The sequence below is a fragment of the Ensifer sp. R1-3 genome, from assembly GCF_056739175.1.
In genome coordinates, this window is the sequence record NZ_CP096515.1 from 1,841,669 (window position 1) to 1,865,088 (window position 23,420).

The 23,420-nt window shown below is 63.8% G+C and carries 17 protein-coding genes and 1 pseudogene; 10 read left to right on the forward strand and 8 right to left on the reverse strand.

Annotated elements, in window-relative coordinates; all coding sequences use genetic code 11:
- The first annotated feature begins 80 nt into the window (after nt 1-80).
- Complete coding sequence (locus M1D43_RS08930; protein ID WP_010968930.1) at nt 81-329, forward strand: hypothetical protein; 249 nt, start codon at nt 81-83, stop codon at nt 327-329.
- A gap of 325 nt (nt 330-654) precedes the next feature.
- Here the strand turns inward: M1D43_RS08930 and ppdK are convergent, their stop codons facing one another.
- The 5 genes and pseudogenes from ppdK to M1D43_RS08955 all read right to left on the reverse strand — a co-directional run bounded on the left by ppdK (nt 655) and on the right by M1D43_RS08955 (nt 8,735).
- Nucleotides 655-3,351, reverse strand: a complete 2,697-nt coding sequence (gene ppdK / locus M1D43_RS08935) for a pyruvate, phosphate dikinase (RefSeq protein ID WP_153313232.1) — start codon at nt 3,349-3,351, stop codon at nt 655-657.
- 197 nt (nt 3,352-3,548) lie between these two features.
- Nucleotides 3,549-7,010 carry a chromosome segregation SMC family protein gene (locus tag M1D43_RS08940; RefSeq protein ID WP_153313231.1) on the reverse strand — a complete coding sequence of 1,154 codons (3,462 nt, stop codon included), beginning with the start codon at nt 7,008-7,010 and terminating at the stop codon, nt 3,549-3,551.
- A gap of 71 nt (nt 7,011-7,081) precedes the next feature.
- Nucleotides 7,082-7,228: pseudogene (locus tag M1D43_RS08945) on the reverse strand (DUF559 domain-containing protein); the annotation flags it as partial.
- An 80-nt stretch (nt 7,229-7,308) separates the two neighbouring features.
- On the reverse strand, nt 7,309-8,118 hold the full coding sequence (locus M1D43_RS08950; RefSeq protein ID WP_003532283.1) for a DsbA family protein: 810 nt from the start codon (nt 8,116-8,118) through the stop codon (nt 7,309-7,311).
- A gap of 110 nt (nt 8,119-8,228) precedes the next feature.
- Complete coding sequence (locus M1D43_RS08955) at nt 8,229-8,735, reverse strand: DUF721 domain-containing protein (RefSeq protein WP_027989668.1); 507 nt, start codon at nt 8,733-8,735, stop codon at nt 8,229-8,231.
- An 89-nt stretch (nt 8,736-8,824) separates the two neighbouring features.
- On the opposite strand from M1D43_RS08955, the gene mutY reads away from it, so the two are divergent.
- Together mutY and M1D43_RS08965 are read left to right on the forward strand one after the other, a co-directional pair.
- The gene (gene mutY / locus M1D43_RS08960; RefSeq protein ID WP_153313230.1) at nt 8,825-9,925 is read left to right on the forward strand and encodes an A/G-specific adenine glycosylase; all 1,101 of its coding nucleotides are present in this window, start codon (nt 8,825-8,827) and stop codon (nt 9,923-9,925) included.
- A 72-nt stretch (nt 9,926-9,997) separates the two neighbouring features.
- On the forward strand, nt 9,998-10,654 hold the full coding sequence (locus M1D43_RS08965; protein ID WP_153313229.1) for an HAD family hydrolase: 657 nt from the start codon (nt 9,998-10,000) through the stop codon (nt 10,652-10,654).
- A gap of 134 nt (nt 10,655-10,788) precedes the next feature.
- On the opposite strand, the gene M1D43_RS08970 is transcribed toward M1D43_RS08965, so the two are convergent.
- The gene (locus M1D43_RS08970; protein ID WP_010968922.1) at nt 10,789-11,919 is read right to left on the reverse strand and encodes a site-specific DNA-methyltransferase; all 1,131 of its coding nucleotides are present in this window, start codon (nt 11,917-11,919) and stop codon (nt 10,789-10,791) included.
- Nucleotides 11,920-12,088: 169 nt separating this feature from the next.
- On the opposite strand from M1D43_RS08970, the gene M1D43_RS08975 reads away from it, so the two are divergent.
- The 3 genes from M1D43_RS08975 to M1D43_RS08985 all read left to right on the forward strand — a co-directional run bounded on the left by M1D43_RS08975 (nt 12,089) and on the right by M1D43_RS08985 (nt 14,880).
- On the forward strand, nt 12,089-12,772 hold the full coding sequence (locus M1D43_RS08975) for an ArsR/SmtB family transcription factor (protein ID WP_003532288.1): 684 nt from the start codon (nt 12,089-12,091) through the stop codon (nt 12,770-12,772).
- 183 nt (nt 12,773-12,955) lie between these two features.
- Entirely contained in the window at nt 12,956-13,651 is a 696-nt protein-coding gene (locus M1D43_RS08980; protein ID WP_003532290.1) for an HAD family hydrolase, read from the forward strand.
- A gap of 122 nt (nt 13,652-13,773) precedes the next feature.
- Nucleotides 13,774-14,880: an ABC transporter substrate-binding protein gene (locus M1D43_RS08985; protein ID WP_003532293.1), complete on the forward strand. Its 1,107-nt coding sequence runs from the start codon at nt 13,774-13,776 to the stop codon at nt 14,878-14,880.
- A gap of 191 nt (nt 14,881-15,071) precedes the next feature.
- Here the strand turns inward: M1D43_RS08985 and M1D43_RS08990 are convergent, their stop codons facing one another.
- A complete protein-coding gene (locus tag M1D43_RS08990) occupies nt 15,072-15,617 on the reverse strand; it encodes a hypothetical protein (RefSeq protein WP_010968920.1) in 546 nt (181 codons plus the stop codon).
- A 348-nt stretch (nt 15,618-15,965) separates the two neighbouring features.
- Between M1D43_RS08990 and thrC the strand changes: the two genes are divergently transcribed.
- The 4 genes from thrC to M1D43_RS09010 all read left to right on the forward strand — a co-directional run bounded on the left by thrC (nt 15,966) and on the right by M1D43_RS09010 (nt 22,478).
- A complete protein-coding gene (gene thrC, locus M1D43_RS08995) occupies nt 15,966-17,366 on the forward strand; it encodes a threonine synthase (protein ID WP_027992637.1) in 1,401 nt (466 codons plus the stop codon).
- Between the two features lie 15 nt (nt 17,367-17,381).
- Nucleotides 17,382-18,683 carry a M16 family metallopeptidase gene (locus M1D43_RS09000; protein WP_003532299.1) on the forward strand — a complete coding sequence of 434 codons (1,302 nt, stop codon included), beginning with the start codon at nt 17,382-17,384 and terminating at the stop codon, nt 18,681-18,683.
- A gap of 271 nt (nt 18,684-18,954) precedes the next feature.
- Nucleotides 18,955-19,566 (forward strand): GNAT family N-acetyltransferase, encoded by a 612-nt coding sequence (locus tag M1D43_RS09005; protein WP_015007289.1) that lies wholly within the window; start codon nt 18,955-18,957, stop codon nt 19,564-19,566.
- A complete protein-coding gene (locus M1D43_RS09010) occupies nt 19,566-22,478 on the forward strand; it encodes a sensor domain-containing phosphodiesterase (protein ID WP_003532303.1) in 2,913 nt (970 codons plus the stop codon). Before M1D43_RS09005 ends, M1D43_RS09010 begins: the two co-directional genes overlap by 1 nt.
- Nucleotides 22,479-22,629: 151 nt before the next feature.
- Here the strand turns inward: M1D43_RS09010 and M1D43_RS09015 are convergent, their stop codons facing one another.
- The gene (locus tag M1D43_RS09015) at nt 22,630-23,235 is read right to left on the reverse strand and encodes a YqgE/AlgH family protein (protein ID WP_003532305.1); all 606 of its coding nucleotides are present in this window, start codon (nt 23,233-23,235) and stop codon (nt 22,630-22,632) included.
- Between the last annotated feature and the right edge of the window lie 185 nt (nt 23,236-23,420).

The following is a 23,420-nucleotide window of genomic DNA, read 5'->3' on the forward strand; positions in this document are numbered from 1 at the left end:
CGTTGCATAATCATGCCTGTCGTCCAGCGGAATGCCATCGGTCTCTGTCCCCGCGAAGGGGTGCCGATCAGGAGGCAAGGATGACGACGATGACCATGAGACTGCTTGGCCTTGCAGCCGCGGGGCTGGTGCTTGCCGCTTGCCAGTCGATGTCGCCGCAGGAACGGCGAGCGAGAGACGAAAATACATGCGCCTCCTACGGCTTCAGAAGGGGCACGGATGCGTTCGCAACCTGCCTGCAGCGTATAGACCTCGACCGGCGCGCGGAAGCACGCGCCTTCCGCTATGACAACGACGTCTTCCTGCGCGGCCCTTACCATTGGCATTAGAGCGGGATGAGGAAGTGTGTGCGGTTAGAATCGATCACGCTGATGATGGTCGACCCAACCTAAAGTCATCGTGATCATAGCGGCTCCGCCGGCGGCGATTGCCCCTCATCCGCCTGCCGGCACCTTCTCCCCGCAAGCGGGGCGAAGGGACGCGCCGAGCACGCCCGGTCCCTCATCCACCGTCGCTCCACGAAGCGAGCAATGTCACCATCGGGGGCAAGTAGCGCTGAACGTTGCGACGATTCTCCTTCGCCCCGCGTGCGGGGAGAAGGTGGCCGACAGGCCGGATGAGGGGGATATCCGGTAGCCGGAACGCCCTTGGCCGTCAGCTCGCCGCCAGAGCTTGAACCTCGGCGACCTCGCGGCCGTTGATCGTCGCCTGTGCGGCCGCAAGTCTCGCGATCGGCACCCGGAAGGGCGAGCAGGAGACGTAATCGAGACCCGCTTCCTCGCAGAAGCGAATCGAGGCGGGATCGCCGCCATGCTCGCCGCAGATACCGAGCTTCAACCCGTTCTTGGTCCGCCGGCCCCGTTCCGCCGCGATCTGGATCAGTTCGCCCACGCCCTCGAAATCGAGCGAGACGAAGGGATCCTGCTCGATGATGCCCTTCTGCTGATAGGTGGCCAGGAACAGCGCTGCGTCATCGCGCGAAATGCCGAAGGTGGTCTGCGTCAGGTCATTGGTGCCGAAGGAGAAGAAATCGGCCGATTCGGCGATCGTGTCCGCCCTGAGGGCCGCCCGCGGCAACTCGATCATCGTGCCGATCAGATAATCGATGTTCACGCCAGCCTCGCCGATGACCTCCTTGGCGACCGCCTGGATCCGCGCCTTGACGTAATCGAGCTCGGCGCGCAGGCCGACGAGCGGCACCATGATCTCGGGAACGACGGCAGCGCCGGTATCGTGGGCGGCTTGGACCGCCGCCTCGAAAATCGCTCGCGCCTGCATCTCGGCGATCTCCGGATAGGAGATTGCCAGGCGGCAACCGCGATGCCCGAGCATCGGATTGAACTCGTGAAGCGCATCGACCCGCTGACGCAGTTCCGCGGGATCGATCGTCAGCACGCGCGCAACCTCTGCGATCTCCTCGTCGGTTTTCGGCAGGAACTCGTGCAGCGGCGGGTCGAGAAGACGGATCGTGACCGGCAGGCCGTGCATGATCGAAAAGAGCTCGACGAAGTCGGAGCGCTGCATCGGCAAAAGCTTGGCGAGTGCCGTCCGGCGTCCTGCTTCGTCTTCCGCCAGGATCATCTCGCGCATCACGTTGATGCGGTCGTCCTCGAAGAACATGTGCTCCGTGCGGCAGAGTCCAATGCCTTCGGCGCCGAAGGAGCGGGCGGCGCGCGCATCCGCCGGCGTCTCGGCATTGGTGCGCACGGTCATGCGGCGGCTTGCGTCGGCCCATTGCATGATCTTGCCGAAGTCGCCCGAAAGTTCCGGCTGCAGCATGGGGATCTCGCCCTTCAGCACCTGGCCGGAGGAGCCGTCGATGGTGATCACGTCGCCCTTCCGGAGCGTGACGCTCGCGGCGATCAGGAGCTCGTTTCGCTGGTCGACGCGGATGCTGCCGGCACCCGATACGCAAGGCGTACCCATACCGCGGGCGACGACCGCCGCGTGGCTGGTCATGCCGCCGCGGGTCGTCAGGATGCCTTCCGCCGCATGCATGCCGTGAATGTCTTCAGGACTCGTCTCGACGCGAACGAGAATGACCTTGCGGCCTTCCTTGACCGCCTGCACCGCCTCGTCGGAGCTGAAGACGATCTCGCCCGTGGCCGCACCCGGCGAGGCCGGCAGGCCGGAACCGATAATGTCGCGGCGGGCATGGGGGTCGATCGTCGGATGCAGAAGCTGGTCGAGTGAGGCGGGATCGATGCGCGCGACGGCCTCCTCCTTCGAGATCAGCCCTTCCTCGGCCATGTCGACGGCGATCTTCAGCGCCGACTTGGCCGTTCGCTTGCCGGAACGCGTCTGCAGCATCCAGAGCTTGCCGCGCTCGATCGTGAACTCGATGTCCTGCATGTCGCGATAGTGGCGCTCGAGCGCGTTGCAGATCTTTTCGAACTCGGCAAAAGCCTCCGGCATCAGCTTTTCCAGGGACGGCTTGTCCGAACCGGACGCGATGCGGGCCGCCTCGGTGATGTTCTGCGGCGTGCGGATGCCGGCGACGACGTCCTCGCCCTGAGCATTGACGAGAAACTCGCCATAAAGCTCTTTCTCGCCCGTCGACGGGTTGCGCGTGAAGGCGACGCCCGTCGCGGACGAATTGCCGAGATTGCCGAAGACCATGGCCTGGACGTTGACGGCCGTGCCCCAGCCGGCCGGTATGCCGTGAAGGTGGCGGTAGGTGATGGCCCGCGGGTTCATCCAGCTTGAAAAGACGGCACCGATCGCGCCCCAGAGCTGGACTTCCGGATCCTGCGGGAAAGGCAGGCCGAGCACCTCCTCGATCGCCTCCTTGTAGCGCGAGATCACGTGCTGCCATTCGACGGCGGAAAGCTCCGTGTCCTGCTCATGACCGAGGCGCGCCTTTTCGTCCTCCAGAACTTCCTCGAAAACCTCGTGGTCCACCCCCATCACCACATCGCCATACATCTGGATAAAGCGGCGGTAACTGTCCCAGGCAAAGCGCGCATCGCCGGCGTCGTGACCGAGCGCATGCACGGATTGATCGTTGAGGCCGAGGTTCAGGACCGTGTCCATCATTCCCGGCATCGAGGCGCGCGCGCCGGAACGGACCGACAGAAGCAGCGGGCGATTGGTATCGCCGAAGACGCGTCCGGTGATTTTCTCCATCCGGGCAATGCCCTCGCGGACCTGCTCGCGCAGACCCTCGGGCATGCTGCGGCCCTTCTCGAGATAGCTGTTGCAGGCAGCGGTGACGATTGTGAGCCCCGGCGGCACCGGCAGGCCGAGATTGCACATCTCCGCGAGGTTAGCCCCCTTGCCGCCCAGCCGGTCACGGTCTTCCGCGCTCCCTTCGGCCTGTCCCGCGCCGAAGGTATATACCCATTTCGCCATGCCTGTTCTCCACCCGAAACAGCCGTCGACCTAAAATCAGGAACGTGATCGAATCTAAGACGTTAGAGCGGGATGCGGGCGGAAAACCGCGCACACGTTTCCTTATCCCGATCTAGACCATCTACAGTATATGTTCCGGGCTGAAAATGCACTCGGCGAAGATTTTTGTTGCAGTGCACCAAATTGCAGAGCCGCCATCAGACGGCTTCGCGCAGCCGCTCTGCCGTCTGCAGGTCTACCGAGACGAGCTGCGAGACGCCCTGCTCGGCCATTGTGACCCCGAACAGGCGGTTCATCCGGGCCATGGTAATCGGATTGTGGGTGATGATGACGAAGCGGGTCTCGGTGGAGGCCGCCATTTCGTCCATCAGGTTGCAATAGCGCTCGACATTGTGGTCGTCGAGCGGCGCATCCACCTCATCGAGAACGCAGATCGGTGCCGGATTGGTGAGGAAGACGGCAAAGATCAGCGCCATGGCAGTCAACGCCTGCTCCCCGCCGGAAAGCAGCGTCATCGTCTGCGGTTTTTTGCCGGGCGGCCGGGCAAGGATTTCGAGCCCCGCTTCCAACGGGTCGTCGCTCTCGATGAGCTGCAGTTCCGCCGTGCCGCCCCCGAAGAGGTGGGTGAAAAGCCGCTGGAACTGCACATTGACCACATCGAACGCGGCAATCAGCCGCTCGCGGCCCTCGCGGTTGAGGTTCTGGATGGCACTCCTCAACCGGCGGATCGCCTCGATGACGTCGTCACGTTCCTTGAGCAGCGCCGCGAGCCGCTCCGAAAGCTCCTTCTGCTCCTCGTCGGCGCGCAGGTTGACGGCGCCGAGCCGTTCCCGCTCGATCTTCAGCCGCTCGAGTTCCCGTTCGACGCCGCGCATATCCGGTAGTCCTTCGTCGGAGCCGAGACCGGTAAGGCGCATCACTTCATGGGGGGCGCAGGACAGTGCTTCGAGAATGCGTGCCTCGATCTCGACACGCCGCTCCCGCGCGGAAACAAGCCGCTCTTCGGCGCGGCCGCGCTTTTCGCGTACCTCTGCCAGCTCCGAGAGCGCGGTAGCGGCCTGGCGATCCGCTTCGCGTTGATGGTTTTCCGCCTCGGCGAGTCTATCGGCCGCCTCTCGGCGCGACGCCTCCGCCTTCTGCAGCTCGTTCATCAGCGCGCGGCGCTTGTCGTCGAACTCGTCAGGCGCATCGAGCAGTTCCTCGACCTCCTCCCGCGCCTCCGCCTCGCGCTCGCGAAGCGTCGCGATGTGATCTTCGGCGCTGGCCGCCCTCGCTGCCCAGGTCTCTCGCTCCCCGGCGATGGCCGCAAGCCGCCTGAGGCGCCCATCGTTTTCGCGTGCGAGACCGTCATGTGCAGCGCGAGCCTCGGCCGCCGCCGCACGGTCGGCCGCGACTTCGGCCGTCCGATTGCTCAGCCGCAGGTCGAGTTCTGCAAGATCCGGCTGACCGGCAGAGGCTTCCTTGGCCGCCTCGATCTCTTCGGCGATCTCCTCGGCCTGGCCTTCGATCTGGAGCTTCGTCTCGGCAAGCACCGCGCGGCGGCGCGCCAGATCGCCGGACGCCCGCTCGGCCACCGCCAGGGCATCGCGCGCCTCGGAGAGCTGCCGTGCAAGCATGCGTTGTGCCTCGCGCGAAAGCCTTAGCCGCTCGTCCTCGGCGCGGATGCGCGCGCCGGCAGCGGCAAGATGCGCCTCCGCCTTCAGCGATGCATCGCTCGCCTCCTCCGCCTCACCTTCCAGTTCGGAAAGGCGGTTCTTCTGGGCAAGTCTCAGGCCCGCAGCACTTGGCGCTTCCGAGCCGGTGACGTGGCCGTCCCATCGCCAGACGGCGCCCTGTCTCGTCACCAGCCGCTGGCCGGCCCTGAGGAGCGGCAGCAGTCGCTCCGCCTCCCCGTCGCTCTCTACGATCCCGATCTGCCGGAGCGCTCGCCTCAGCGCCTCCGGTGCCTGGACGAAATCGATCAAAGGCAGGGCGCCGGCCGGCAATGCGGGATCTTCCGCATCGTCGCCGGGCATGCGCCAGTGCGTCGGCGCCGCCTGTTCCAGAGGCGAATCGAGGTCGTCGCCAAGAGCCGCGCCAAGCGCCGCCTCGAAGCCGCGCTCGACTTTCATCTCCTCTACGACGGCCGGATAGGTGCTGCCGCCGGCCGCCTCCAGCATGCGCCGGATCGTTCGCGCTTCCGTCTCGATGCCGTTCAGCCGCGCCCGGGCCTGATCGACGGGCAGGCGCGCGGCGGCTTCGTCGGCGCGCGCCTCGGCGAGGCTCTCTTCGACGGCGGCGACGGCGGCCTCGGCCTCCTCCAGCGCCGCCTCCGCAAGCTCGACCTGCTCTCTCTTCTCGTCCGGATCGGGGAGTCGCGCCATCTGACCGTCAAGATCGTCGAGTTCACGCCCCTGATCCGCAAGCTGGCGTGCGAGGCGCGCCTGCCGCTCGGAGAGATCGCGCAGCGCTCTCTCGATCTGGTTGCGCGCGGCTTGCACCTCGGCGCGCTCGGCCGTAATGCGGGCGAGACCGGCTTCGCTCGCCGCAAGCTTTTCATTGGCCTGATTCAGCCTTTCACGTGCCTGAGCGCCGCGATCGTCCGCCTCGGCCAGCACATCCCGCAGCTCTTCCTCCTCCTGATCGAGGCGGGCGAGAATGCCGGCATTGTCGGCGACCAGCCGCTCTTCGCGGGCGATGTCCTCGGCAAGTTGCGCCAGTCGCCGCTGCAATTCCTCACGGCGGCGCAGGATCCGGCCGGCATCCTCCTCGAGCTGGGCGCGAGCAATCTGCAGGCGCTGCAGCCCGGCAGCGAACTTCGCCTCGTTTTCACGCAGTTCCGGCAGCTTGAGGCTCGCGACGGCCTGAGCCTTGGCGGCTTCCATCTGCGCCTGCGCCTTCTCGGCGACGAGTGCAGTGATCTGGTTCAGGTGGCTGGTCGCCTCGGCCTCCGCTTCCTTGCCCTGCACCCAGCGGGTATGGAACAGGATCGCCTCGTGCCGGCGGATTTCCGCCGACAGCATCTTGAACCGGTTGGCCTGGCGGGCCTGACGCTTGAGGCTCTCGATCTGGCTTTCGAGCTGCGAGGTAACGTCGTCCAGGCGCTCGAGATTGGTTTCGGCAGCCTTCAGCCGCAGTTCCGCCTCATGGCGGCGCGAATGCAGGCCGGAAATGCCGGCCGCCTCCTCGAGCAGCTGCCGGCGCGCCTGCGGCTTGGCGGCGATCAGCTCGCCGATGCGGCCCTGGCCCACCATCGAGGGCGAGCGTGCACCGGTGGACGCATCGGCAAACAGCAACTGCACGTCCTTGGCGCGCGCCTCCTTGCCATTGATGCGGTAGACCGAGCCCTGCTCGCGCTCGATGCGGCGCGTCACCTGTATCTCGTCGCTGTCGTTGAAGGCTGCGGGTGCGGTGCGGTCGCTGTTGTCCAGATACAGGCCGACCTCGGCCGTGTTGCGCGCCGGGCGGTTTCCGGATCCGGAAAAGATCACGTCGTCCATGCCGGAGGCACGCATGTTCTTGTAGGAGTTCTCGCCCATCACCCAGCGGAGCGCCTCGACAAGATTGGACTTGCCACAGCCGTTCGGCCCGACGACCCCGGTCAGGCCACGCTCGATGACGAATTCCGTCGGTTCGACGAAGGATTTGAAGCCGAGCAGGCGCAGCCTGGTGAATTTCATGAGGAGCACGCCGGGGCAGCGACAAGCCGGCACCCCCCTCTGCCCTGCCGGGCATCTCCCCCGCAGGGGGGAGCAATCGGAACCTGCCGGCGAAAACCGAGCCCCATCAGCCGATGCGCACGAAGTTCATTCCAGAGCTTGACCTCCGCCTCCGTCATGCTGTTGCGCATGCGGCGCGCGCTGCCGCGAACTTCCGGCGATACGTCAGCGTGAGGCATGGCGAAACCTCACTGGCTGCCCAACACAAAAAACGGGCGCACGGCTGCTGCCGTCGCCCGTCGGAATCAAAAGCGAAGGATCAGAGCTTGCTGTCGATGAGGGCCGACATAACGTCAACCGACATGTCCCCCGAATAGTGCTCACCGTTGACGAAGAAAGTCGGCGTCGACTTGACCCCGAATTCCTTGGCGCCCCTCTGCATGACTGCATTCACATCATCCAGAAGTTTCTGGTTCGTCAAGCAGGCCTCGAAGCTCTCCTGTGTAAAACCGGCGAGTTTCGACAATTGCAGGAGTGCATCGCGGCCGTTCTGCGCAGCCGCCCACTGCTCCTGCTGCTTGAACAGCATGGAAACCATCGGGAAATACTGCCCCTCCGGTGCACAGCGCGCCAGCATGAAGGCGGCTGCCGCGCGCGGATCGAAGGGGAATTCGCGGACGATGAAGCGTACCTTGCCGCTGTCGATGTACTTCGCCTTGATCGCGTCGAAGGTATCGTTGTGGAAATTGGCACAATGCGGGCAGGTCATCGACATGTACTCGACGATGGTGACCGGCGCATTGGCTTCTCCGAGCGCCATTTCCGGCAGCGCTCCGGGCTCCAGGAGCTTCGCCATGTCGACGCTGCCCTCCGACTTCGGCAACTCGACCTTGGCGGCTGGGGTAGAGGCCTGCGCCACCTCGGTCGCGGGCTTCGCCTCGCTCGCGGCGGCAGGCGCCTGAGACGTCGAGGCGGTGGTCGTCGCATCGGTGCTCGCCGTGGTCTCGGCGGGCGTCGTTGAAGCCGCCTCCTTCTTTTCATCGCTGCAGGCTGCGAGCGCCATAGCGAGCGCTGCAACGGCGACGCCGCTCAGCAGGCGTTTCGGAAGGCTTGTTTGGGAAGCGGACATGGACAGGACCCGTGTTCTACTCGAGGGAAATTGAAGCGTGATTTCGATAACTTGCCACGTGCGGGGCGACAAGAGGGGGTGTTTCGACAGCGTTCAAACAATTGTGACCGTCATCGCCGCTGCGTCGACAGAACGGCAGTGCCGAGCCGCTTGAGCGCCGCCTTCAACGCCTCGCTTTCGACGCCTTCCACCATGGTTTCGAGCCGCCGGGCAGCCTCGCCGACAAGGGGCGGCGGGCGGCTGTAGCGCTTGGGCGGCGGTGCGACCGGCTTCTGGACGATGCGCAACTGGCCGATTGCGTGGAAACCGAAGAAGCCGTTGATGCGCTGGATCAGCTCGCCCTGGGCATGAGTCAGGAAAAGCGCCCGGGCGCCTTCGCACGCGACCGTCAGCACACCCGGCTGGTAGCGGCCTTCGCCGGCGATTTCGGAAGCGCGGCGCGGCCAGGCAATTCTTTCCGGCCGGGTGCAATCGGCAAACTCCGCGCCCGCGATTTCGTCCCACGAGCCGAGCAGCATCGTGTTGATGCCGGCACGCTTCGCCAGCACCGGATCGATCAGGCCGTTGGCAACTTCGCTGATCTGAACGACGCCCTTTCGGGTCTTTCTCTCACTCACGGAACGACTTTCTGTTTGCAATTTCGATCGAACCTTGCGGCTCAAGCCGGCATCGGCCAAGTATAGGCCGCAAAAGGACCTCCCGGCAAATGATGCGCGATCTTCCACAGGCGGCGAGCGCCGCACTTCTTCTCGAATGGTACGATCGTCACCACCGCGACCTTCCATGGCGGGTGCCGCCGGCAGCGGCGCGGAAAGGTGCGGTTGCCGACCCCTATCGCGTCTGGCTGTCGGAGGTGATGCTTCAGCAGACGACGGTCCAGGCGGTCAAGGCTTACTTCGAGAAATTCCTCGCCCTGTGGCCGACGGTCGGCGACCTTGCCGCGGCAGACACCGAGGATGTGATGAAGGCCTGGGCCGGCCTCGGCTACTACGCCCGCGCGCGGAACCTGAAGAAATGTGCGGAAGCGGTCGCCCGCGATCATGGCGGCCGTTTTCCCGATAGCGAAGAGGGGCTGAAAGCGCTGCCGGGCATCGGCGACTACACCGCCGCAGCCATCGCCGCGATCGCCTTCAACCGGGCAAGTGCCGTTCTCGACGGCAATGTGGAGCGCGTGATCTCGCGCCTCCATGCCGTCGAAACGCCGCTGCCCGCGGCCAAGCCCGAAATGCGAGCCCTCGTCCAGGCGCTGACCCCGGCCGACCGGCCGGGCGATTTCGCCCAGGCGATGATGGATCTCGGTGCGACGATCTGCACACCGAAACGGCCTGCCTGTTCGCTCTGTCCCTTTCGTACGGATTGCCGGGCCCTGAAAACAGCCGACCCGGAGACATTTCCGCGCAAGGCAGCAAAGAAGGAGAAGCCGTTGCGCCTGGGTGCGGCCTTCGTCGCCGTCGACGGCCTCGAGGCGGTCTATCTTCGCAAGCGCCCCGACACGGGCCTCCTCGGCGGCATGACGGAGGTGCCCGGCACGGACTGGACGTCGCGCCGCGACGGCGACACCTCGATAGACGCTCATCCCTTCCCCGCAGCGTGGGAGCCATGCGGGACCGTCAACCACGTCTTCACGCATTTCGAGCTGCACCTGTCCGTCTTTCGGGCCAGGGTCGGGCGCGCCGATGTCGGAGAGGCGCGAATGGGCACGAGCGGGTGGTGGGAGCCGCTCGCCTCGCTCAGGGCGCAGGCGCTTCCGACTGTCATGAAAAAGGCAATCGCCAAGGCTATACCGCATGCGTTCGAAGCGGGATAAATGCAAAGCGGAGCGCTTTCCGGCCGCTCCGGCCCACTTTCCATCGCAAGCCAAGGATCGGCAGGAATACCAATGAGCAGCATCGATATCCGCCACATCGTTTTCGACATCGGCAAGGTGCTGATCCATTACGATCCGAACCTTCCCTATTCCCGCCTCATCCCGGACGAGGCGGAACGCAGCTGGTTCTTCGCCAATGTCTGCACGTCCGACTGGAACATAGAGCAGGATCGCGGCCGCTCCTGGGAAGAGGCGGAGGCAATCCTCATCCGCAATCATCCGGAAAGGGAAGATCACATCCGCGCCTTTCGCCGGCACTGGCATGAAATGGTACCGCACGCCTATGTGGAGACGGTCGCCATCATGGAAGGCCTGATCGCCGACAGCTGGGACGTCACGATGCTGACCAATTTCGCCTCCGACACCTTCCGGGAGGCGCAGAAGCTTTATCCCTTCCTGACCCTGCCGCGCGGGGTCACGGTCTCCGGCGACGTTCGGCTGATCAAGCCCGATCTCGCCATCTACCGGACTCACGCCGAGGCCTTCGACCTCGATCCGGGCGCGACGCTCTTCATCGACGACAGCGCCGCCAATGTCGAAGGCGCGCGAGCGGCCGGCTGGCACGCGGTTCAGTTCACCGGCGCCGAAAGGCTGAAAGCCGATCTCGCGGCCTACGGTATCCAGCCTTCGGACGCGGCACCCTCGCTGGCAGCGGCTGCCATGCTCTAATCGGCTGACGCCCCGCATTGATACAAACGCCCGGAATCCTCTTCGGATTCCGGGCGTTTAAAGCGCTCATCCGGGACTGAAGGTACAAAAACCGGAAGGGGGCGCCTATCGAAGACCCAGGCGGAACTGGTTGATCAGTTCAGTTTTGCCAGGTCGTTTCGAATGACGGATCTGAGCTCGTCGATCGGTTTCAATACGCTTCCCTCCTCGAAGTGCCAGAAGGTCCAGCCGTTGCAGGCGTCGAGGCCCTGCACTTTTGCGCCGAGGCGGTGAATGGATCCAGCCTCGCCGCCGGACGCCAGCGTGCCGTCGGCGCGGACGATCGCGCTGTAGCGGCGCTTCGCATCCGTCAGAACCGTGCCGGGCTTGATGAGCCCGCTTTCCACCAGAGTGTTGAAGGCGACGCGCGGCTCCGCCTTCTTGCCGGTCATGACCGAGAGCGTGGCCTTGCCGAGCGGCTCCACGGCCGCGATACGTTCGGCGGCGGCATCGATATAGTCCTGCTCGCGCTCGATGCCGACGAAGTGCCGGCCGAGGCGCTTGGCGACCGCCCCGGTGGTGCCGGAGCCGAAGAACGGATCGAGCACGACGTCCCCTGGCTTGGTCGAGGCCATCAGGATGCGGGCAAGCAGCGCTTCCGGCTTTTGCGTCGGGTGTACTTTCTTGCCGTCGTCGCCCTTCAGCCGCTCGGAACCGGAGCAGATGGGGAACAGCCAGTCGGAGCGCATCTGAACGTCGTCGTTCGCCGCCTTCATCGCTTCGTAGTTGAAGGTATAACCCTTGGCCTTGGCGTTCGGCGTCGCCCAGATCAGCGTTTCATGCGCGTTCTGGAAGCGGCGGCCCTTGAAGTTCGGCATCGGGTTGGTCTTGCGCCAGATAATATCGTTCAAGACCCAGAAGTGCAGGTCCTGAAGGATCGCGCCGACCCGGAAGATATTGTGGTAGGAACCGATGACCCAGAGCGTGCCGGTGGGCTTCAGGACACGCCGGCAGGCAAGCAGCCAGGCGCGGGTGAAAGCGTCATAGGCTTCGAAGGAAGCAAACTGGTCCCAATCGTCGTCCACTGCATCGACCAGCGACTGATCGGGCCGGTGCAACGTGCCGCCGAGTTGAAGATTATAGGGCGGGTCGGCGAAGACGACATCGACCGAATGATCGGGAAGCGCGTTCAGCGCGGCCACGCAATCTCCCTTGATGATGCTGTCCAGCCAGTTCAGCGGACGGGCGGCGCGGGAGATTTCGGCAAGCGAAACAACTGATGACATTGGCAACTCGCAAATACGCTTACTCGGACTGACGATAGGCTTATGGTTACCGAAGATGGTTACCAAAGCCTGAAGGCGCCGGAAAAATTTGCGTCGACGCAGGAGTCATCGTCCAGGTGCCGCCGATCCGGGCCTTGCCCGTCCGCGATACTTCGATTATAATCGAAGTATGAAGGAAGGCCCGGACATAGCTCTGATCGGCTCGTTGATCGGCGATCCCGCACGCGCAAACATGCTGACCGCTCTGATGGGCGGCCAGGCGCTGACGCCGACGGAGCTTGCAGCCCAGGCCGGCATCACGCTGCAGACCGCCAGTTCGCACCTCGCCAAGCTGGAGGCGGGCGGCTTGCTGACACAGCGCAAGCAGGGCCGGCACCGCTATTACGCGCTGAGCGAGGACGAGGTCGGGCTCATGCTCGAAAGCCTCATGGGTTTTGCCGCCGGGCGCGGCCTGACGCGCTCGCGGCCCGGACCGAAGGACCCGGCACTGCGCAAGGCGCGCGTCTGCTACAACCATCTTGCCGGCGATTACGGCGTGCGCATGCTGGACAGCCTGATCGGGGCCCGGCAGATCGAAATGACGGGCGAAGACGATCTGGCTCTGACCGATGCCGGGCGTGTCCGCATCGAGTCGCTCGGGATCGACTACGCCGCGCTCAGGAAGTCCCGGCGGCCGATCTGCCGCACCTGCCTCGACTGGAGCGAGCGGCGGTCGCATCTCGCCGGCTCGCTGGGAGAGGCATTGCTGACGCTCTTCATAGACAAGGGCTGGGCGAAACGGGAGCAGAACAGCCGGGCGGTTCGCTTTACGGCGCCGGGCGAGAAGGCCTTTCTGGAGCTCTTCCCGCGGTGATCACGACGATTTGTCCGTCGGCTGCAACGATTGCGAGTTGAATCGGCTGCAATCCCCGGTTCTCCATCTCCTGCTCCAGGTTGAGCTTTGATCCGCCATCGTATAAAGCTGCGGCCACCATTTCCCGCGCCGCTTTTCAGCTCCTCCCCTGCCGGCGGCGCCTTTCTCCCAAGGAACCGATTTATGACCGGTATCGACCTCATCATCTTCGACTGCGACGGCGTGCTCGTCGACTCGGAAATCATCGCCTCGGAAGTCGAGGCCGGATTGCTGACGGAAGCGGGCTATCCGATCAGCATCGAGGAAATGTCCGAACGCTTTTCCGGCATGACCTGGCGCGACACGTTGCTGGCGGTCGAGAAGGAAGCGAGCATTCCGCTTTCCGCCTCCCTGATCGACAAGGTCGATGCCATTCTCGACGTGCGGCTTGCCCGCGACGTCAAGATCATCGAAGGCGTGCGGCCGGCGCTCATGCAACTGACGCTTCCGCATTGCATCTGCTCGAACTCCACTTCGCAACGGCTTGCGATGATGCTCGGCAAAGTCGGCATCAGGGATCATTTCGGCAAACACATCTACTCCGCGCGCGACCTTGGCCCGGATCGCGTCAAGCCGAAGCCTGACATCTTCCTGCATGGGGCGGCCCAGTTCGGCGTCGATCCGGCACGCGTTCTTGTCATCGAAGATTCGGTTCACGGCATTCATGGCGCCCGCGCGGCGGGCATGCGCGTCGTCGGTTTCACCGGCGGTTCGCATACGTTCGCAGCCCATGCGGACAAGCTGACGGAAGCCGGCGCCGAAACGGTCATCTCGCGAATGGCGGCGCTTCCCGGAGTAATCGCCGCGCTCGCGGAATGGTCGGAGTCCATGACGGCTTAGGGCGGGCGAGGACTCCATGCCGCATTGAATGGACTTCCTCCGAGAATCGACCGATTTTCAGACTGCGCGCGGGCATATCAAGCAAACCCCCAGAAGGGGGAATTTTCCAAGGAGGAAACACCATGCGTCTTTCACGATTGACCGGAATGGCACTGGCAGCCAGCGTCGCGTTTGCGCCGCTCGCCCATGCCGACATCACCATCGGCGTCATCACGCCGCTCACCGGTCCCGTTGCGGCCTTCGGCGAGCAGGTCAAGAACGGCGCCGAAGCGGCGGTCGAAGCGATCAACAGCGCCGGCGGCGTCAATGGCGAGAAGCTCGTCGTCAAGATCGTCGACGACGCGGGCGAACCCAAGCAGGCCGTCTCGGTCGCCAACCAGCTGGCGGGCGAAGGCATACAATACGTGGTCGGACCGGTGCTCTCCGGCACCTCGATGCCGGCATCCGACGTGCTGGCGGAAAACGGTATCCTGATGGTCACGCCGACGGCGACCACCCCGGATCTGACGACCCGCGGCCTGTGGAACGTTCTGCGCACCTGCGGACGCGACGATCAGCAGGCCGTCGTCGCCGCCGACTACGTCGTCAAGAACTTCAAGGACAAGCGCGTTGCCGTGCTTCACGACAAGGGAGCCTATGGCAAGGGTCTTGCCGACGGCTTCAAGGCTGCGATCAACGCAGGCGGCATCACCGAGGTGGTCTATGAAGGCCTGACGCCCGGCGAGAAGGATTTCGGGGCGATCGTCACCCGCCTCAAGGCCGAGAATGTCGACGTCGTCTATTTCGGGGGCTATCACGCGGAGGGCGGGCTGCTCGCTCGCCAGATGCATGACCAGGGCGTGAAGGCGCAGCTCCTCGGCGGCGACGGTCTTTCCAACACCGAGTTCTGGGCAATCGGCGGCGAAGCCGCATCGGGCACCGTCTACACCAATGCCAGCGACGCCACCCGCAACCCGGCCGCCGCACCGGTGATCGAGGCCCTCAAGGCCAAGAACATCCCCGCGGAAGCCTTCACGCTCAACGCCTATGCCGCCGTGCAGGTTCTCAAGGCGGGTATCGAGAAGGCGGGCTCGACCGAGGACGCGACTGCCGTTGCCACCGCCATCAAGTCCGGCGAGGCGATCGACACGGTCATCGGCAAGCTGACCTACGGCGAAAGCGGCGATCTCACCTCGCCAAGCTTCTCGCTTTACAAGTGGGAAGGCGGCCAGAGCGTCGCGGTCGAGTAAGCGGCCGCTGAGCGAGTTGAGCTCGCCCCTCATCCGCCTGCCGGCACCTTCTCCCCGTCTTACGGGGAGAAGGGACAAGCGGCATCGCCTCCGCACTTTCAACGCCAAGAGAGAGCTGGGAGCGTGCCGCTCGTGTCCTTCGCCCCGCCTGCGGGGAGAAGGTGGCCGGCAGGCCGGATGAGGGGCGGGTATTACTTCGCCCTGTACGGACCTTCGTCAAATCCCACGAAGACCTTCGCTTCGGCGCCGGCGCCGGCGGGAAGCGTCACATCGGCCTTGGTGAAAACGAACTGGGTGGTGGCGCTGCCCGCCGGCACTTCGACCGGGTATTGGGTGAGCTCCGAGTAAAGCGTCTTTTCGCCATCCGTGGCGGCAACGCGGATCGGCAGCGTCACCTTGCCCGGCCCGCCGGCGGGACCGGCGACCACGCGACCCTGCACCACGACCGTCATCGTCAGCTTGTCCGGGCTCTGCACGCATTGGCGCGTCGTGTCGGCAAGCGAGGCCTGATAGACGATCTTGCTCGGATCGTCCTTGGCACCCTTTGCATAGGTTCGGTAGGAGGAGGTACCGTCCCGGAGGCTGATCGGCGGGCAGGCCGCCTGGATCACCGCAGGTGTCGGCGCCGTCGCACTTCCGCCGGCGTCGATGGCGCCACCCGATTGCGTCTTGTTACAGCCGGCAGCGGCCAAAAGGAGGGATACTGCGAGAAGACGGCGAGATACTTTGCCAGACACGTTGCACAACCTCTACTGAACGGACGAACTCCCGAACCGCGATGATATCGGCTTGTAGCAAGCCAAACTCGCCGCAGCCGGCTTCAACGGGCGAGAGCTCGAGACCGCGTCGGGTCAACTCGAGCTCAGGGCCGAAAACGGCTGGAGGCCTTTCTTGACCTTCGGGCATCGTCTATAGCAGCGGCGAAATCAAAAATCGACCGGTCCAGGCTCCCCAACCGAAATTTCCGAAACCGACGTGAAATTGCCACGGTGACAAGAATGGCCGCGCGATTTGCCAGGGACTGACGCAAAAGCGCCTGCAGCGCCGCGCGTCTCATTCAGACGCGCAAACGACGAAGGATCACGATGGTGAAGTATATTTCGACACGGGGAGAAGCGGCCTCTCTCGGCTTTTGCGATGCTCTTCTGGCGGGACTTGCCCGCGACGGCGGGCTTTACCTGCCGAAGGAATGGCCGGCACTCTCGAAGAAGGAGATCCGGGCGCTGCGCGGCAAATCCTATCAGGAGATCGCCTTCACCGTTCTCGAACCCTTCACCAATGGCGAGATCCCGGCGGCCAAGTTCCGCGAGATGATCGACGAGGCCTATGCCACTTTCCGTCATCCGGCCGTAGCACCCCTGGTCCAGACCGGACCGAACGCTTTCGTGATGGAGCTCTTTCACGGTTCGACGCTCGCCTTCAAGGACGTCGCCATGCAGTTGCTCGCCCGGCTGATGGACTATGTTCTTGCCGAACGGGGCGAGCGGGCGACGATCGTGGGAGCGACATCAGGCGATACCGGCGGTGCCGCGATCGACGCCTTCGCCGGCCGCGACCGCACCGACATCTTCATCCTCTTTCCGCAGGGCAAAGTGTCGCCGGTGCAGCAAAGACAGATGACCACGTCCACGGCATCGAACGTGCACGCGGTTGCCGTCAAAGGCAATTTCGACGACTGCCAGAATCTGGTCAAAGCCATGTTCAACGACCAGGCCTTCCGCGACCGCGTGAAGCTTTCCGGCGTCAATTCGATCAACTGGGCGCGCATCATGGCCCAGATCGTCTACTATTTCACGACGGCGGTCGCTCTCGGCGCGCCCGACCGGAAGATCTCCTTCACCGTGCCTACCGGCAATTTCGGCGATATTTTCGCAGGCTACGTCGCCAAGCGCATGGGTCTGCCGATCGACAAGCTGATCATCGCCACCAACGAAAACGACATTCTGGCGCGCACGCTGAAGAACGGCCGCTACGAGATGCGCGACGTCAAGGCGACGACCTCGCCTTCGATGGACATCCAGATCTCGTCGAACTTCGAAAGGCTCATCTTCGAGGCGAACGAGCGCGATCCGGCGGAAGTCCGCGCGGCCATGGCGAGCCTCAGGCAATCCGGCTCGTTCACGATCGGCGACGCAGCGCTGAAAAAAATCCGCAAGGAATTTCGCGCCGGCCGCGCCTCGGAGAAAGATGTGGCGAAAACGATCCGCAAGACCTTCGACGAGACCGGCTATCTCCTTGATCCGCATACGGCAATCGGCGTTTTCGTGGCAGCCAAGCACGAGAAGAACTCCGCCCCGATGGTCACCCTTGCGACTGCCCATCCGGCAAAATTTCCCGCCGCAGTAAAATCGGCAAGTGGTATTGACCCCGCGCTTCCGACGTGGCTTGCTGATCTCATGACTAGGGCGGAGCGTTTCGACATCCTGGATCCGGAGCTCAAGAGCGTCGAAACCTTCATCGGCGAGCGTACCCGCGTTCGGGAATAGAGCGAAAGATCACGGATGATGAAAGTTGAGTGCACCCGGCTCCCTTCCGGGCTGACGGTGGTTACCGAGCGAATGCCGCATCTGGAAAGCGTGGCGCTCGGAGTCTGGATCAAGTCCGGTTCGCGCAACGAAACCGTGAATGAACACGGAATTGCGCATCTCCTGGAGCACATGGCTTTCAAGGGCACGAGGCGGCGCAGCGCCCGCCAGATCGCCGAGGAAATCGAGAATGTGGGCGGCGAGGTCAACGCCGCCACCTCGACCGAAACGACGTCCTACTATGCCCGCGTACTCAAGGACCATCTGCCGCTGGCGGTCGATATCCTCGCCGACATTCTGACGGAATCGACCTTCGAGGCGGACGAGCTGCGTCGTGAGAAGCAGGTCATCCTGCAGGAGATCGGCGCGGCGGACGACACGCCGGACGACGTCGTCTTCGATCGTTTTGCCGAGACCGCCTATCGTGGCCAGACGGTCGGCAGGCCGATCCTCGGCACGCCGGAAACGGTGATGTCCTTCAGCGCGGATCAGATCCGCCAGTATCTCGGCCGCAATTATACGACCGACCGCACCTTCATCGTAGCCGCCGGCGCCGTCGATCACGACACCATCGTGCGCCAGGTGGAGGAGCGTTTCGCCTCCCTGCCCGCCGAACCCGTTTGCGCTCCCGTCATCGAGACCGCGCGCTACACCGGCGGCGACAGCCGCGAGAGCCGCGACCTGATGGACGCGCAGGTTCTGCTCGGCTTCGAAGGCAAGGCCTATCACGCCCGTGATTTCTATTGTTCGCAGATCCTTGCCAACATCCTCGGCGGCGGCATGTCGTCCCGCCTGTTCCAGGAAGTGCGCGAACACAGGGGCCTCTGTTACTCGGTCTACGCCTTCCACTGGGGCTTTTCCGATACCGGTATCTTCGGCGTGCATGCGGCAACGGGCGGAGAAAACCTGCCGGAACTGATGCCGGTGATCGTCGATGAATTGCGCAAGTCGTCCTTGAGCATCGATCAGCAGGAGATCGAGCGTGCCCGCGCACAGATCCGGGCGCAATTGCTGATGGGCCAGGAGAGCCCGGCCGCGCGTGCGGGACAAATCGCACGGCAGATGATGCTGTACGGCCGGCCGATCCCCAATGAGGAACTGATGGAACGCCTGTCGGGCATCACCATCGAGCGCCTCACCGACCTGGCCGGCCGCCTGTTCTTCGACACGGTTCCGACGTTGTCGGCCATCGGTCCGCTCGGGCAGCTCGCTCCCCTGAACGACATATTGTCCTCGTTGACCACGAAGGCGGACGCGATACATGCTGCGGCGAGCTGACCGGCCCCTGCCGGTCGCCTACCTTCCTTCAAGGTCCTCAATTTCCTTGTACAATTCTTAAAATCGGATTCGATTTGGGCGTAAACTTGTGCCACGTTTCGCAATGAGACAGTGCCCTGAAGCGCATCGCGTTCGATCGGATCCATCCGACGTGCCCTAGGGCATTGTTCTCGTGCAGGTCGTCGTCCAAAACCGCCGCATATTGTTTGGGCGACATGCATTCGGTTCGACCGAACTGCGGCATCGACGCGGTCCTGGCCTGGAGGCATAGATGACAAGATCGGTTTTTCGGTTCCTTTCGCGGCAGCCGGAGACGGTCGAGATCGCCAGCCAGCATTATCTGCTCCGCCTCCCCCGCTACGCCGACTACCGGCAATGGTATCGCTTGCGCAGCGAAAGCCGCGCCTTCCTGGAGCCGTGGGAGCCTACCTGGCGCGCCGATGAAATGACCGAAGGCGCCTTTCGCAGCCGCGTCAATCGCAACGAGCAGGAATTTGCCTCCGGTCAGGCCGTGCCGCTCTTCCTCTTCCACAGGCCGGACGAAACGCTGCTTGGCGGTCTCACCATCGGTCATATCCGCCGCGGTGCTGCGCAGAACTGCATGATCGGCTACTGGATGGGCCAGAAACATGCCGGACAGGGCCATATGTACGAGGCCTTGAAGCTGACGATCCCCTACATCTTCAAGGGGCTCGAGTTGCACCGTATCGAAGCAGCCTGTATTCCAGAAAACGCACGGAGCATCCGGCTCCTTGAAAAGGCCGGCTTTGAGCGTGAAGGCTATCTGAGACAATATTTGAAGATAAACGGGCAGTGGCGGGACCACTTGATGTTTTCGCTCCTCTCCGTCGATGCCGTACCCAACAGGAATTTGCCCCTTTGATGCCCCTGACCCGTAAGCCGCTCGCATGGCCAGCCGCAAGGCTGGCGGCGTTTCTGGTCGCACTCGTCGTTTTCGCCCTTGGTCTTGGCGGCGGCGTTGCGCATGCGCTCGAGCCGGTGAAGATTTCGCGCGAGGACACGGCGCTCGATCTTACCGCCACGACGGAGATCTACAGCGGCAGAGGCGACGCCTTTCAGGTTTCGACCGCCCCCGGCACGGACGGCATCGTCAGACGCATCGAAGTGCGTTCCAGCACGGAAAATCACCAGGGCGACTGGGCCGTGTTCGCGCTCGCCAATGTTTCGGAAGAGCAGCTCGAACGCGTTATCGTCGCACCGCATTTCCGGCTCGTGAATTCGAAGCTCTTCTGGCCCGACCTCGGCTCGCAGCGGATACTCTCGATCACGCCGAGCGAGGGTTTTGCGCTGGACCGGCAACCGAGCGAAGAAGCGGACGTCTTCCGAATCACGCTCAATCCGGGTGCGGTAATCACTTTCGTTGCCGAACTCACCACGCCGGAGCTGCCGCAGATCTATCTTTGGCAGCCGGACGCCTACAAGGATACCGTCAACGCCTTCACCCTGTACCGCGGTATCGTGCTCGGCATCGCCGGGCTGCTCGCGGTTTTCCTGACGATCCTTTTCGTCGTCAAGGGCACGTCGATGTTGCCGGCCACCGCCGCGCTCGCCTGGGCCGTGCTTGCTTATATCTGCGTCGATTTCGGCTTCCTTTCGAAGCTCATCACCGTGACTGCCGACGACGAGCGCATATGGCGAGCGGGCACCGAGGTGTTCCTCGCAGCCGGTCTCGTGGTCTTCCTGTTCACCTATCTCAATCTCAATCGCTGGCATCAGCATCTCGGCTACGCGACCCTCGCATGGATTCTCGGCCTCGGGCTGCTCTTCGGCGTCGCCGTCTACGATCCGGCGATCGCCTCCGGCATCGCCCGCCTGTCCTTCGCGCTGACGGCAACCGTCGGCATCGTGCTGATCGCCTATCTGGGCTTCAACCGTTATGACCGCGCGATCCTTCTCGTTCCAGCCTGGTTGTTGATCCTCGTGTGGCTGTTCGGCGCCTGGCTCGCGGTGACCGGTCAACTGGCCAATGACATCGTGCAGCCGGCACTCGGCGGCGGCCTCGTGCTCATCGTGCTCCTGATCGGCTTCACCGTCATGCAGCACGCCTTTTCCGGCGGGGCCTATCAGCTCGGCCTTTTCTCCGATCTCGAGCGCCAGGCGCTGGCACTCACGGGATCAGGCGATACCGTCTGGGACTGGGACGTGGCACGCGACCGGGTCGTTACCATTCCCGATATCTCGCACCAGCTCGGGCTTTCGCTCGGAACGATGAACGGGCCGGTGCGCAACTGGGTGCCGCGGCTGCACCCCGATGACCGCGACCGCTTCCGCGCAACGCTCGACGTGCTGCTCGAACACCGCCGCGGGCGACTCAACCATGAATTCCGCGTGCGCGCCGAGGATGGCCATTATCATTGGCTCTCGATCCGGGCGCGCCCGGTGCTCGGCGCCAATGGCGAAATCATCCGATGCGTCGGGACCATCAACGACATCACCGAACAGCGCAATTCGGTCGAGCGGCTCTTGCACAACGCGCTTCTGGACAATCTGACCGGCTTGCCGAACAGACAGGTCTTTCTCGATCGCCTGCAGGCGATCCTCCTGATGGGCGACGGCAGCAACTCGATACGCCCGACCGTGCTTGCAATCGACATCGACCGCTACAAGCAGGTCAACGACATGCTGGGGATCGCCGCCGGCGACAATGTCCTCATCGCGCTGACGCGCCGCCTGCGCAGGCTTCTGCGCCCGCAGGACACGCTCGCGCGTCTTGGCGGCGACCAGTTCGGCTTGATCCTCATGTCCGAGCGCGATCCGGCCAAGATCGCCGACTTCGCCGATGCGGTCAGCAAAGCGATCATGGTCCCGCTCAACTACGGAAATCGGGAGATCAACCTGACCGCTTCGATTGGCCTCGTCTCATGGCTCGATCAGGAGCAGAGCGCAGCCGGACTGCTCGACGATGCCGAGCTTGCGATGTTCCGCGCCAAGAAGGCGGGCGGCAACCGGGTCGAGCCGTTCCGTCCGGCTTTCCGGACCTCCGGCTCGGACCGCCTACAGCTCGAAGCCGACCTGAAGCGCGCCATGGAGCGCAAGGAGCTTTCCCTCGTATACCAGCCCATCGTCCGCCTCAGCGATGCCGAGATCGCCGGCTTCGAGGCGCTCATGCGCTGGGACCATCCGAAGCGCGGAAATATTTCGCCGACCGAATTCATCCCCATCGCGGAGAATTCCGACCTGATAAACCAGCTGGGCCTGTTCGCCTTCGACAAGGCCACGAGCGATCTTGCCGAGTGGCAGACGCAGACCGGCGACCTGCCGATCTTCATCTCGATCAATCTGTCGAGCGCACAGCTGCTGAACAACGAACTCTATGACGACATGCGCGCGATTCTCAGCAAGAGCCGCTGCGATCCGGCGCAGATCAAAATGGAACTGACGGAATCGCTTGTCATGGAGAACCCCGAGCAGGCCAGGCTCGTGCTCGAAAAGCTTCGCGAGGCCGGGCTGCGGCTGGCGCTCGACGATTTCGGCACCGGCCACTCGTCGCTCTCCTATCTCACCCGCTTCCCTTTCGACACGATCAAGATCGACAAGGCGCTGGTGCGCGATCCAAGCGACAAGCGCGCCGTCATCCTGCGCGCGGTGATCACGATGGCGCGCGAGCTCGACATGCGGGTGGTCGCGGAGGGAATCGAATCCGAGGAGGATGCGATCCAGCTCGCGCAGATGGGCTGCGACTACGGTCAGAGCTTCCTGTTCGGTCCGCCGGTGGGATCGGAATCGATCCTGAGGCTCCTGAAGGAGCGATTTCCGCTGATGAAGCGGGCTTGAGGGCATCTGCCCCCTCAGCCGCTCATTGGGCGATGGGGCGGCACGTTCCTCCTGCAGCCCCCGGCGTGAGAGATGATCGAGTGACCGCCGCTTTCGCCCCGCCTGCGGGGAGAAGGTGCCGGCAGGCGGATGAGGGGCAATCAATCAGTTTTCAGGCGTGGCCTGAGTCCGTCGAGAGCATCGCCGGGCTGACACCCATCAGGGCCAGCGCTCTGTCGTACTTCTCGTCGAGGTCCCGGCTGAAGATCAGCTCCTCCTGCGCAGGACAAGTCAGCCAGCCGTTCTGGGTGATTTCGGCCTCCAGCTGGCCTGGGCCCCAGCCCGCATAGCCGAGCAGCATGGTCGCCTTGAGAGGTCCCTCGCCGCGCGAGATCGCCCTGACGATATCGAGCGTCGCCGTGAGGCAGATGTCGTCACTGACGGGAATGCTGGAGTCGCTCAGGTAATCGTCCGAATGCAGTACGAAGCCGCGCCCGGTCTCGACGGGGCCCCCGGCCTGGATCTGGAACTCGCGCGTAGCCGACGGCAGGCGGATCGCCTCATCCGGGTCGAGAAGCTGCAGGTGCAGCAGAACATCCGGGAAGGTCAGGCGCTGCGGACGATTCAGGATGAAGCCCATCGCCCCGTCTTCGGAATGGGCGCAGACGAAGATGACCGTCCGGGCGAAATTGGTGTCGAACATGCCGGGCATGGCGATCAGGAATTGACCGTCAAGGAAGCCGCGTTCGCGTATCGTATGCAGCACGTTTTTCGCCATGATGATGATAGCCTATCAATTCGCGACGAAATGAAAAGCGCTTCTACGTGGCGCTCGCCGAAATTTGCGCCCACGCAAGCGACACCCTGTCCATGCTCTCGTCTTGCCGATCAAGCAATTATGATCGCAGCGGCATATCGGGACCGCTGGAGACCAAGGGCGAAACGCGATACAGCTTTGGCATG

Bases quoted from the DNA above. Each gene is read 5' to 3' on its own strand.
- M1D43_RS09015 (WP_003532305.1), bottom strand. From the start codon at position 23,235: ATGGCGAAAAACGTGCTGCATACGATACGCGAACGCGGCTTCCTTGAC.
- thrC (WP_027992637.1), top strand. From the start codon at position 15,966: ATGGTGAAGTATATTTCGACACGGGGAGAAGCGGCCTCTCTCGGCTTT.
- M1D43_RS08965 (WP_153313229.1), top strand. From the start codon at position 9,998: ATGAGCAGCATCGATATCCGCCACATCGTTTTCGACATCGGCAAGGTG.
- M1D43_RS08985 (WP_003532293.1), top strand. From the start codon at position 13,774: ATGCGTCTTTCACGATTGACCGGAATGGCACTGGCAGCCAGCGTCGCG.
- ppdK (WP_153313232.1), bottom strand. From the start codon at position 3,351: ATGGCGAAATGGGTATATACCTTCGGCGCGGGACAGGCCGAAGGGAGC.
- M1D43_RS09005 (WP_015007289.1), top strand. From the start codon at position 18,955: ATGACAAGATCGGTTTTTCGGTTCCTTTCGCGGCAGCCGGAGACGGTC.
- M1D43_RS09000 (WP_003532299.1), top strand. From the start codon at position 17,382: ATGATGAAAGTTGAGTGCACCCGGCTCCCTTCCGGGCTGACGGTGGTT.
- mutY (WP_153313230.1), top strand. From the start codon at position 8,825: ATGATGCGCGATCTTCCACAGGCGGCGAGCGCCGCACTTCTTCTCGAA.
- M1D43_RS08940 (WP_153313231.1), bottom strand. From the start codon at position 7,010: ATGAAATTCACCAGGCTGCGCCTGCTCGGCTTCAAATCCTTCGTCGAA.
- M1D43_RS08930 (WP_010968930.1), top strand. From the start codon at position 81: ATGACGACGATGACCATGAGACTGCTTGGCCTTGCAGCCGCGGGGCTG.
- M1D43_RS08950 (WP_003532283.1), bottom strand. From the start codon at position 8,118: ATGTCCGCTTCCCAAACAAGCCTTCCGAAACGCCTGCTGAGCGGCGTC.
- M1D43_RS08975 (WP_003532288.1), top strand. From the start codon at position 12,089: ATGAAGGAAGGCCCGGACATAGCTCTGATCGGCTCGTTGATCGGCGAT.
- M1D43_RS09010 (WP_003532303.1), top strand. From the start codon at position 19,566: ATGCCCCTGACCCGTAAGCCGCTCGCATGGCCAGCCGCAAGGCTGGCG.
- M1D43_RS08980 (WP_003532290.1), top strand. From the start codon at position 12,956: ATGACCGGTATCGACCTCATCATCTTCGACTGCGACGGCGTGCTCGTC.
- M1D43_RS08970 (WP_010968922.1), bottom strand. From the start codon at position 11,919: ATGTCATCAGTTGTTTCGCTTGCCGAAATCTCCCGCGCCGCCCGTCCG.